3 protein-coding genes are annotated in these 11,806 nt (G+C 74.9%); all 3 read left to right on the top strand.

What is annotated here, in order from left to right:
• The first annotated feature begins 149 nt into the window (after positions 1–149).
• Genes AB0I67_RS15840 through AB0I67_RS15830 form a run of 3 tightly spaced genes read left to right on the top strand, consistent with a single transcriptional unit; the run spans position 150 to position 11,752 of the window.
• Positions 150–1,274: a thioesterase domain-containing protein gene (locus AB0I67_RS15840; protein WP_357923591.1), complete on the top strand. Its 1,125-nt coding sequence runs from the start codon at positions 150–152 to the stop codon at positions 1,272–1,274.
• Entirely contained in the window at positions 1,271–6,334 is a 5,064-nt protein-coding gene (locus tag AB0I67_RS15835) for an amino acid adenylation domain-containing protein (RefSeq protein WP_357923589.1), read from the top strand. The genes AB0I67_RS15840 and AB0I67_RS15835 overlap by 4 nt, the downstream gene beginning before the upstream one ends.
• Positions 6,335–6,337: 3 nt before the next feature.
• Entirely contained in the window at positions 6,338–11,752 is a 5,415-nt protein-coding gene (locus AB0I67_RS15830) for an SDR family NAD(P)-dependent oxidoreductase (protein ID WP_357923587.1), read from the top strand.
• The last annotated feature ends 54 nt before the right edge of the window (positions 11,753–11,806 follow it).

Raw genomic sequence — 11,806 nt, 5'->3', positions numbered from 1 at the left:
GATTCCGTGCGGCGACTTCTACCATCTGTGCATGTCCGTATATGGCAGTTGACTGCACCACAAAACGTTAGTTATAAGGATTTATTGCACAGCCCTTGATGACCGCCCGGTGAACGGGACGCCTTGGCCTGCCAGCCCACAGGAGTGCCTTGAGCATCGCCACCCAGCCTCCCCTGTCCACCACCGTCCAGCTCTTCTGCCTTCCCTACGCCGGTGGTGCCGCCGGCGCATTCCGGGAGTTGCGCCGGGTGGCGGGCGGGCGGTTCGAGGTCGTTCCCATCCAGTTGCCCGGCCGGGAGGAACGCGGCGACGAGCCGCCGGAGTTCAGCGTCTCCGCGCTCGCCGACGAGATCGCGCCGCACACCGGCCGGCCGTACGCGATCTACGGGCACAGCATGGGGGCGCGGCTGGCCTTCGAGGTCGTGCGCGAGCTGCGCCGCCGGGGGCTGCCCTTGCCTGAACGGCTTCTGGTCGGTGCGGCGCACCCGCCCGACCGGCGGGTGCCGCTGGCCGCGACCACCGACCTGCCCGACGACGCCTTCATCGACCAGCTCGTACGGCGGGCGGGCGCGCAGCCCGAACTGCGGGACGAGCCCGAGCTTCGGGCGTGGTCGTTGCCCATCCTGCGGGCGGACTTCCGGTGGATCCGTGCCTACCGCTACCTGGCCGAGCCGCCGCTCGACGTGCCTGTGGTGGCCTTCGCCGGCGCCGACGACCAGGAGGTGGGGCCCGGCGACCTGCTCGGCTGGGCCCGCCACACCAGCGCCGGTTTCGGCCTGCGGACCGTGGCCGCCGGGCACCTGTTCCTGCGGGACGCGCCCACCGAACTCGCGCGGCTGCTGGCCGAGGAGCTCGGCGCGCCGACCGAGGACCTCGGCACCCGTGCCGGGGAGGTTCGGGTGAGCGCGGTGCCGAGCCCTGGGGTGGCGATCTGCGGGGTGACGCCGTACGCCTCCATCGTCGAAGCGCTCGATCCCGAGGAGGCGGGCTGGATCGAGTCGGCCGCCGAGGAGGAGCGCGACCGGCTGGCCGCCCGGGTCGCCGCCGCCCGGCAGGCCCTCGGCTCGGCCACCGGGGTGCCACCCGACCGGTTCGCCTTCACCGACCCGGCCACCCGAGGGGCGTGGCGGCCGGTCGGCGACCCCGCTCTGGAGAGCTGGCGGGTGCTGGTGCTGCCGCTCCCCGTACGGCAGGGCGAAGCCGTCCTGGCGGTCGCCGCGCCGTACGAGCGGATCCTGCTCCGGCTCGACCTGGCCCCGGGCTGGGCCCCATGACCGGGCCCCTGCTGCACGAGCTGGTCCTGGCCCAGGCCGAACGGACCCCCGACGCCGTAGCCATCCGGCAGTGGACGCGCACGCTCACCTTCGGCGAGCTCGCCGAGGCCGCCACCGGCCTGGCGGCCCGGCTGCGCGAGGCGGGCGCCGGGCCGGAGACGCGCATCGGCGTGTGCGCCCGCCGGACCCCCGACCTGCTGGTCGCGGTGCTGGGCGTCATGGCGGCGGGCAGCGCCTACGTCCCGCTCGACCCGGCCCATCCGAGGGCTCGGCTGCTGGACGTGCTGGACGACGCCGGCCTCTCGATCGTCGTCACCGACGAGCCGGGCCGGGCCCTCCTCTCCGGCCCGGGCACCGGCTCAACCGACCCCGGCCTCTCAGGCATGGGCGTTGACCTGATCGGTGTGGGTGAGCGGGCGAAGCGGCCCGGCGACGCCCCGCCGGACCGGCCGCGCCCGGACAACGCCGCCTACGTCCTCTACACCTCCGGCTCCACCGGACGCCCCAAGGGCGTCGTGGTCGAACACGCCGCCGCCGTCGCCTTCGTCACCATGGCCGGCCGCTACTTCGAGCTCGACGCCGGCTGCCGCAGCATCGGCTTCGCCGCGCTCGGCTTCGACGTCTCGGTCCTCGACATCTTCGCCCCCCTGGCCAGGGGCGGTTCGGTCATGTTCATCCCGGACGAGGACCGCACCGACCCGGCCCGCCTGCAACGCTTCCTGGAACAGCACGAGGTGACCTGGGGCACCATCCCACCCGCCCTCCTCCCCCTGCTCGACCCGGACCGGCTGCCCACGCTGCGCGACGTGCTCACCGCGGGCGAGCCCGCCGGCCCCGAGCAGGTCGCCCGCTGGGCCCGCCCCGGGACGCGCCGCTTCCACAACTGGTACGGCCCGACCGAGACGACCGTGTGCGTGGTCGGGACCGAACTGTCCGGCGCCTGGGACCGGCCACTGCCGATCGGCCACGCGCTGCCCGGCTGCATCGCCCGCGTCCTGGACGAGCACGGCGAGACCTGCCCGCCCGGCACGCCGGGCGAGCTGTTCATCGGCGGCCCCCAGCTCGCCCGCGGCTACCTCAACCGGTCCGAGCTCACCGCCGAACGCTTCGTGCCCGACCCCTACGGACCGCCCGGCAGCCGGCTCTACCGCACCGGCGACCGCGTGGTCATCGAGCCGGACGGCCGCATCGGCTTCCTCGGCCGCGTCGACCGCCAGGTGAAGGTCCAGGGCCAGCGGGTGGAACTGGGCGAGATCGAGGTCGTCCTGCGGGCCCATCCGGAGATCGGGCAGGCCGTCGTCGACCTCGCCCCCGGGCCGGGCGGACGGCCGGAGCTGACCGCCTACCTCGCGCCGCTGAGCGCGCCCGGGCTTGAGCAGGTGCGGGCGCACTGCCAGGACCGGCTGCCCCGGTACATGATCCCGGTCCGGGTGCTGCGGCTGGCCGTACTCCCGCTGACCGTCGCCGGCAAGGTGGACCTGGCGCGGCTCCGCGCCGAGAGCGCCGAGCGGCTCAAGGCCGACGCCACGGCGGGGCCGGAGCAGGCACCGGACCGGCCGCCGCGCACCCCGGTGGAGAAGGCCGTCGCGCTCGCCTGGGAACGGGTCTTCGAGCTCGGGCCGCCCGGCCTCGACACCGACTTCTACGCCTCCGGCGGGCACTCGCTGCTGGCCATGCGGCTGGTCGCCGCCCTGCGTGCCGACCTGCGCCGCGAGATCACCGTCGAGGACGTGCTGGCCGGGCGGACCGTGGAAGCCCTGGCCCGCCGGGCCGAGGCGGCCCCGCCCGCCGACGAGCCGCCCGCCCGGGCGGTCCCGGCGCTCACCCCGATCCAGCGGCGCATGTGGTTCGTGGAACGGCTGGCGCCCGGGACGCCGGTGCACAACATCGCCCTCGCCCAGCGGCTCAGCGGGCCGCTCGACCTCGACGCGCTGCGGAGGGCGCTGGCGGCGGTGCATCGGCGGCACGAGGTCCTCCGGTGGAGCGTCACGGACGTCGACGGCGTGCCTCAGGTCGCGGTGGCTTCGCCCGGCGAGGTCCCGCTCCCGGTGGACCTCGCCGCCGGCGGCAGCACGGACGAGTGGCTGGCGGCCGAGGCGCGGCGGCCGTTCGACCTGGCCGCGGGACCGTTGTGGCGGGCCCGGCTGCTGCGCGTCGGCGACCGGGAGCACGTGCTCGCGCTCACCGCGCACCACATCGTCTTCGACGGCTGGTCGCAGCAGGTGCTCCTCGACGATCTCTCCCGTGCCTACCGGGGTGAGGCGCTGCCCGAGCTGCCGGTCGACTTCTCCGGCTACGCGGCCTGGCTCGACGCCCGGCCCTCGGGCGAGGCGCTCGGGTGGTGGGCCGAGCGGCTGGACGGGGTGCCGAGCGTGCTCGACCTGCCCGGGGACCATCCTCGGCCGGCCGTGCAGACCTTCGAGGGGGCCGCCGCGCACGCCACGATCCCGTCCGGTGACGCGGTGCGGGCGCTGGCCGCCCGGCTCGGTGCGACGCCGTACGCGGTGATGCTCGCGGCCTTCGCTCAGGTGCTGTCCCGGCTGACCGGGGCCGACGACCTGGTCGTCGGCACCCCCGTGGCGGACCGGCGGCATCCGGCTTTTGATCCGCTGGTCGGCTGCCTGGTGCAGGTCCTTCCCGTACGGCTGGCCGTACGGGGCTCGGTGTCCTTCGATGAGCAGGTCGTGGGGTGCCGGCAGGCGTTGGCCGAGGCTATGGCGCACCTGGACGTTCGGCTGGAGGGGGTGGTCGAGCGGCTCGGGGCGGGCCGGGATCTTGCCCGTAACCCCTTGGTGCAGGTGCTGTTCAACATGTACGACTACACCGAGCCGCGGCTCGACCTTCCCGGTGTGGCCGTCGAGCCGTTGCCGGCCGGGCTGCCCGGGTCCCTGTTCGACCTCACGCTGTACGTCGGGGAGCGGGCCGGGGGTTACGAGCTGCAGGCCGTGTACAACCCCCGCCTGTATCGCGCCGAGCGGATCGAGGCGCTGCTGGCGGGGTACGTGCGGCTGCTCGACCAGGTCGTGGCCGCTCCCGGCTCCCCCGTCCAGGAGGCGACCCTGCGCCCCGCCGGCCACCGGCTGCCAGGCGGTTCTGGGCTCCCGGACGGGCAGAGGGAGCTGGCGGAGTGGACGGGTGACGGGCTGGTCGAGCGGATCCACCGCCGCGCCGCCGCCCATCCCGACCGAACCGCGGTCACCGGCGTCGGCGGCACCCTCACCTACGGCCAACTGGTCACCTTGGCGGCGGCAACCACCGCTGCGGTCACCACCCCTCCCGGGCAGGCCGCTTCCTGGGAGGCGGTCGGGGTGCTCGCTGCTCGGAGTCGTGAGTTGCCCGGGCTGTTGCTGGGGGTGCTCGCGGCCGGAGCGCGGTGGGCGGTGCTCGATCCGGCGCTCCCACCGGCTCGCCTGGCCGCCCAGGCAGCGGCCGCCGGAGCCACGGCCCTGCTGTGCTGTCCCGGCACCACGGCCCCGCCCGAGCTCGCCCACCTTCCGGAACTGCCCGTCCCAGGACCGGCCGACCGGGCGGGAAGAGGGCTGCCGGCTGTCCCCCTTGCCGAGCGCGGTTACCTGGCCTTCACCTCCGGCACGACCGGGGATCCCAAGCCCGTGCACGCCGCCGAGTACCCCCTGGCCCGCTTCCTCGACTGGTACCCGCGCGCCTTCCAGCTCACCGAGGACGACCGGTTCGCTCTGCTCGCCGGGCTGGCCCATGATCCGTTGCTGCGGGACGCGTTCGTCCCGCTGGTGCTGGGGGCGACCCTGTACGTGCCCGAGCAGGAGTGTGTCCGCGACCCGGCCCGGCTGGCTCGCTGGTTGCAGGAGCACGCGATCACGGTGGTTCACCTCACGCCGCAGCTCGCCCGGCTGCTGACCGCGGCCGGGGTGAGGCTGCCGGATCTGCGGCTGGTCGTGCTGGGCGGGGATCGCCTCGACTGGGCGGACGTCACCCGGTTACGCACGATCGCGCCCGGCGCTCGGCTGGTCAACGGGTACGGCACCACCGAGACGCCGCAGCTCCAGGCGCTCCACGAGCTGGGCGCGCAGGAGTGCGGCACCGGCTCTGTCCCGGTGGGTCACGGGGTCGACGGGGCCGAACTGCTGGTGCTCACCCCGGGTGGCGTCCCGGCGGCGGTCGGTGAGCTGGGCGAGGTGGTGGTCAGGAGCAGGCGGCTGGCCGACGGCTACCTCGATCAACAGCTCACCGCCGACCGCTTCGCCACCGAAACGGACCACCTCGACACGGGAACGCACCGCCTCACCACCGAAGCGGATCATCCCGCCACGGAAACGCGCCGCCTTGCCACGGAAGCCGGCCACCCCGCCACACAAGCCGGTGGGATCGCTCGTTACCGCACCGGGGACCTGGGCCGCTACGACCCCGAGGGGCGCGTGGTGATCGCGCACCGGGCCGACGGGCAGGTCAAGGTGCGAGGGCACCGGGTGGAGCTGGGCGAGATCGAGCGGGTCCTGGCCGAGCACCCGGAGGTGCGAGCGGCCGCCGCCGCCCTGGTCGAGCAGCCGGGCGGGCCGGTGCTGCGCGGCTACGCCGTACCGGCCGGGCCGGGGACCAGGGCCGCGGACCTGCAGCGGCATCTGCGGGCCCGGCTGCCGGAGGCGGCGGTGCCCGCGGAGGTGATCCTGCTGCCCGCGCTCCCGCTCACCCCCAACGGCAAGCTGGACCGGGCCGCACTGCCCGACCCGCCGCCACGGCCGGCGTCGGCCGGGGCGGAGGAGCCGGCCGGCCAGACCGAGCGGCTCATCGCCGGGATCTGGCGCGAGGTGCTCGGCCGGCCCCGCATCGGCCTGGACGACAACTTCTTCGACATCGGCGGCCACTCCCTGGCCACAGCCGAGGTACAGGCCAGGCTGAGCGGCCCGCTGGGCCGCGAGGTGTCCATCGTCGATCTGTTCCGCTTTCCCACCGTCCGCTCCTTGGCCGTGCACCTGGACGGCCAGAGCACCACCTCAGGTCTCGACCGCGCCGCCCGGCGAATCGCCGCAAGCCGTGCCCGGACCATTTCTCGGCGGCCTGACCAGGCCAGAAAGAGAGAGTGACGCATGACAGGTCCGCAGGACGAACCGCTGGTCGAGCCGATCGCGGTCGTCGGACTGGCCTGCCGGTTGCCCGGCGCGCAGGACGTGACGCAGTTCTGGAGCAACCTCGTCGGAGGCGTGGAGTCGGTCCGGTTCTACACCCGGGAGGAGCAGGCCGCCCTCGGCGTGCCCGACTACCTCCTGGACGACCCCAACTTCGTCCGCGCCGCCGCGATCACCGACGACTACGGCGCGCTGGACGCCGCGTTCTTCGGCATGTCGCCGCGCGAGGCCGAGTTACGCGACCCGCAGCAGCGCCTGTTCCTGGAGCTGTCGGCCACGGCGCTGGAGGACGCCGGCTACGACCCGGCCCGCTACGACGGCGACATCGGCGTCTACGGGGCCATCGGCTCCGACGAGTACCAGTGGGTCTACATCCGCCGCGACCGCAAGACCCACGCCTCGGCGGGCAACCTGGCGGTCTACGTCGGCAACCATCCCGACTATCTGTCGACCTTCGTCTCCTACAAGCTGGACCTGCGCGGGCCGAGCCTCACGCTGCACACGGCGTGCTCGTCCTCGCTGGTGGCGGTGCACGTGGCCTGCGAGGCGCTGCGCGGCGGCGAGTGCGACATGGCGCTGACCGGCGGCGCGTCCTTCGAGATGCCGCCGGAGTGGGGCTATCTCTACCACCAGGACGGCATCTACGCCCCCGACGGGCACTGCCGGGCCTTCGACGCCTCGGCCAAGGGGACCATCTGGGGCGGGGGCGGCGGCGTCGCCGTGCTCAAGCGGTTGTCGGACGCCATCGCCGACGGCGACCACATCCGCGCGGTCATCCGCGGCAACGCCATCAACAACGACGGCTCGACCAAGGCGGGCTTCTCCGCGCCGAGCCTCGAAGGGCAGGCGGTCGCGGTCTCGAACGCGCTGTCGGTGGCGGGCGTCGAGCCGCGCACGGTGACCTACGTCGAGGCGCACGGCACCGGCACCTCGGTGGGCGACCCGATCGAGGTCGGCGCGCTGGCCAGCGTGTTCAGCCGCGGCACCGACGACGCCGGCTGGTGCGCGATCGGCTCGGTCAAGAGCAACATCGGCCACCTCGGCCCGGCCGCGGGCATCGCGGGACTGACCAAGACGGTCCTGGCGGTCGAGCACGGCCTGATCCCGCCGACGCTCAACTACGAGCGGCCCAACCCGCGCATCCCGTTCGGGGAGAACCCGTTCCGGGTGGCCGCGGAGCTGGCGGAGTGGAAGTCCAACGGAGTGCCGCGCCGGGCCGGTGTGAGCTCGTTCGGCATCGGCGGCACCAACGCGCACGTCGTCGTCGAGGAGGCGCCGCCCCTGCCCCCGGTCCCGCGCGAGCACCGCAGCCGGCACCTGCTGCGGCTGTCGGCCCGCACGCCGACGGCTCTGGCCGCGATGGTGAGCCGGCTGGCCGCCCGGCTGGAGGAGGCCGACCTCGACCTCGCCGACGTGGCGCAGACGCTGCGCACCGGCCGGCGGGAGATGAAGCACCGGGCGGTCGTGGTGGCCGGTGACCGGGCCGACGCCGTGCGGGCGCTGGGCGACTCGCGCCGGCTGATCCGTGGCGTGGCCGGCAGCCCGCGGGTGGCCTGGCTGTTCTCCGGCCAGGGCGCGCAGTACGCCGGGATGGGCGCCGAGCTCTACCGGACCGAGGCCGTCTTCCGCGACACCGTGGACGAGTGCGCCGAGCTGCTGCGGCCCGAGCTCGGGCTGGACCTGCGCGAGCTGATCTTCGGGGACGAGTCGGCCAACGAGCGGTTGAGGCGCACCGAGCTGACCCAGCCCGCGCTGTTCACCGTGGAGTACGCGCTCGCCATGCTGTGGCGCTCGTGGGGCGTCGAGCCGGGCGCGATGATCGGCCACAGCATCGGCGAGTACGTGGCCGCGACCGTCGCGGGCGTGTTCGACCTGCCCGGCGCGCTGCGGCTGGTCGCCGCCCGCGGCCGGCTCATGCAGAGCATGCCGCCCGGCGCGATGCTCGCCGTACGGCTGGACGAGCAGGAGGTACGGCCCGGCCTGCCCGAGGGCCTGTCGATCGCCACGGTCAACGGCCCCGGCGCGTGCGTCGTCGCCGGTCCGGTGGCGCTGGTCGAGGAGTACGCGGCCCGGCTGGCCGCCGACGACATCGGGCACACGGCGCTGCGCACCTCGCACGCCTTCCACTCGCCGATGATGGATCCGATCCTCGCCGACTTCCACCAGGTGGTCGCCTCGATCGACCGGCAGGCGCCGGCGTTGCCGTTCCTGTCCAACGTCACCGGCACCTGGATCACCGCGGCCGAGGCCACCGACCCGGCGTACTGGGCGCGTCACCTGCGCGAGCCGGTCCGCTTCGCCGACTGCGTGGCGACGCTGGCGGCTGAGGGCGAGTGGCACGTGGTGGAGTGCGGGCCCGGCCGGCAACTGGCCGGGCTGATCAGGAGCCAGCTCCCGATGGGCGCGCCCGCCCCGCTGCCCAGCCTGCCCGGGCCCACCGAGACCGCGACCGACCTCCAGGTGATCTACACCGCCGCGGGCACGCTGTGGGCGGCGGGCGCGGTCGTGGACGCGCTCGGCGAGCCCGGCCGCCGGGTGCCGCTGCCGACCTATCCCTACGAGCGCACGCATCACTGGGTGCCGGTCGCGGCCGACCCCGAGCTGATCTACCCCAAGTCGCCGCAGACCGGGGCGCTTCCCGTCGAGCAGTGGTTCGCGCTGCCCTCGTGGCGGCAGGCGCCGCTGGCCGCTGCCCGCCGTACCCCGGACCTGACCGGGCGGCGCTGGCTGGCGTTCGCCGGCCCGGCCGCCGAGCCGCTGCTGGCCGCGCTCGAAGCGGCGGGCGCGGAGGTGATCCGCGCCGTGGAGGGCAAGGAGTACGGCAGAGCGGCCGACGGCTCCTTCACGCTGCGGCCCGGCTCCCGCGAGGACTGCGAGCTGCTCCTGGCCGAGACCGGCACCCCGGCGCGGATCCTGCACGCCTGGGCGCTCGACGGCCAGGGCGGCGAGCCGATCCTGGACGCCCAGGACCGCGGCTTCTTCAGCCTGCTGGCCCTGTTCCAGGCGCTCGCGCAGAGCCCGCGCGAGCAGGACGCGGCGGTCCATCTCGACGTGCTCACCGAGGGCACCCAGGGCGTGCTCGGCCACGACGTGCGCCGGCCCGAGCACGCCACCGTCACCGGCATCGCCAGCGTGCTGCCGCTGGAGGCGCCGTGGCTGTCGGTGCGCCACCTCGACGTCGAGTCGGCGTCCGGCGACCTCGAAGCGACGCTGGCCGAGCTGGCGACCGACCCGGCCGAGCCCGACGGCGGCATACCCTCCCCCGTTGTGCTGCGCGCCGGACGGCGCTGGACGCGCGGCTACGAACCCGTCGAGCTGCCCGAGCCGGCCGACCCGATGGCGGGCCTGCGCGAGGGCGGCGTCTACGTCGTCACCGGCGGCCTGGGCGGCATCGGCCTCACCCTGGCCGAGGACCTGGCCACCCGCACCCGCGGCGCGCTGGTCCTGCTCGGCCGCTCCGGGCTGAACGGCAGCCGCGGCGCCCGGGCGGCCGAGGCGATCGCCCGCATGGAGCAGGCGGGCGCCCAGGTGCTCGTCCTGGCCGCCGACGTGACCGACGCGACCGCGCTGCGGGAGGTCCGCGACACCGTCCTGGCCCGGTTCGGCCGCATCGACGGCCTGGTGCACGCGGCCGGCCTGCCCGGCGGAGGCATGGCGGAGGTCAAGGACCGCGAGGCGGCCCTGGCCGTCATGGCGCCCAAGCTGCTGGGCGCGCAGGCCCTGCGGGAGGTCTTCGGCGAGCTCGACTTCGTCCTGCTGTGCTCCTCGGTCACCGCGGTGGCCGGCGGCTTCGGGCAGGTCGACTACTGCGGGGCCAACGCCTTCCTGGACGCCTACGCCGCCACCTGGCCGGGCCGCGTCATCTCGGCCAACTGGGGCGCGTGGCTGGAGGTGGGCATGGCCGCCGAGGTGGAGGCGCCCAAGTCCTTCCGCGCGTTGCAGCGCGGCGACCAGCTCAGCCCGCTGGACCACCCGATCCTCACCGAGCTGCACGAGCCGGCCGACGGTCGGCTGCCCTGGTGCGGCGGCCGGATCTCGCCCGCGACCCACTGGGTGCTGGCCGAGCACCGGCTGGCGGGCGTGCCGGTCATGCCCGGCACCGGCTACCTGGAGTGCGCCCGCGCCGCCTTCGCCGCGGTGGTGCCGAGCCCGAGCGCCGAGCACGTCGTCGTCCTGCGCGACGTCGCGTTCGTCGCGCCGCTGCCGGTGGCCGAGGACGCCTCGGCCGACCTTCGGGTGCTGTTCACCGCGACGGCCGAGGGCGCCGACTTCGAGGTGATCAGCGGCGGCTCCCAGACGCACGTCAAGGGCAGCGCGGCCTGGAACCTGCCCGAGCCGGCGCCGCTCGCCGATCTGGCCGGGATCCAGGAGCGCTGCTCGTTCGGCGTGCGGGAGGAGAACCTGTTCGCCTCCGCCTCCGGCCTGGTCACCTTCGGCCCGCGCTGGCGGAGCCTGCGCTCGGTCGCGCACGGCGTCAACGAGGAGCTGGCCCGGCTGGAGGCCTGCCCGGAGACGGCCGCCGAGCTCGACCGCTTCGGGCTGCACCCGGCCCTGCTGGACGAGGCCACCGCGTTCGTCAGCGCGGCGGGCGAGCACAGCTACCTGCCCCTCGGGTACGGCAAGCTGACCGTGCACGCCCCGATGCCGGCCCGGGTGTGGAGCCACGCGGTGCACCGCGACACCGGGGGCGAGGTGATCGCCGTGGACCTGACGCTCTACGACGACACCGGCCGCCGGATCGTGGAGATCGCCGAGTTCGTGCTGCGGCGCGTGGACGCCGGCGCGATGTCGCAGCGGGTCGAGGAGGGTGCGCGGGAGAGCGCGGACGTGCCGGAGGTGGCCGAGGAGTCGGCGGCGGCCGGTGTGGCGCTCGACCGTGAGGGCGCCAGGCTGGGCATCCTGCCGGTCCTGGGGGCCGACGCCTTCCGCCGGCTGCTGGCCTTCGCGGTCGGCCCGCAGGTGGTGGTGAACGCCACGGCTCTCGCCGACTTCGTGGCCGGGGTGCGCACGCTGACCAAGGAGACGATCGAGGACGGCCTCCGGCCGGTCGGCACCGGCACCGACGGCGGCGACGAGCACGGCGACACCGGGTACATCGCGCCGCAGGGCGAGGTGGAGACCACGCTGGCGGCGTTGTGGTGCGAGGTGCTGGGCACCAGGCGGGTGAGCGCCGACGAGGACTTCTTCGAGCTCGGCGGCAACTCGCTGGTGGCGGTCCAGCTCATCGCGCTGATCCGGCGCAAGCTGGGGGTGCGGTTGCCGATGCGCAGCCTGTTCGAGGTGGCGACGATCCGCGGGATGGGCGCCCTGGTGACCGAGGCGCGCGAGCAGGGGCAGTCCGCCCCCGCCCGCATCACGCCGAGGCCCCGCGCGTGACCTGAGGAGGCCTCAGGGCCTCAGAGGGTCTCGGGGTCTCGGGGCCTCGGGGAC

The organism is Nonomuraea sp. NPDC050310, assembly GCF_040655795.1.
GTDB lineage: Bacteria > Actinomycetota > Actinomycetes > Streptosporangiales > Streptosporangiaceae > Nonomuraea.
This window is presented reverse-complemented; position numbering and strand designations above follow the sequence as displayed.

Bases quoted from the DNA above. Each gene is read 5' to 3' on its own strand.
- AB0I67_RS15835 (WP_357923589.1), top strand. From the start codon at position 1,271: ATGACCGGGCCCCTGCTGCACGAGCTGGTCCTGGCCCAGGCCGAACGG.
- AB0I67_RS15830 (WP_357923587.1), top strand. From the start codon at position 6,338: ATGACAGGTCCGCAGGACGAACCGCTGGTCGAGCCGATCGCGGTCGTC.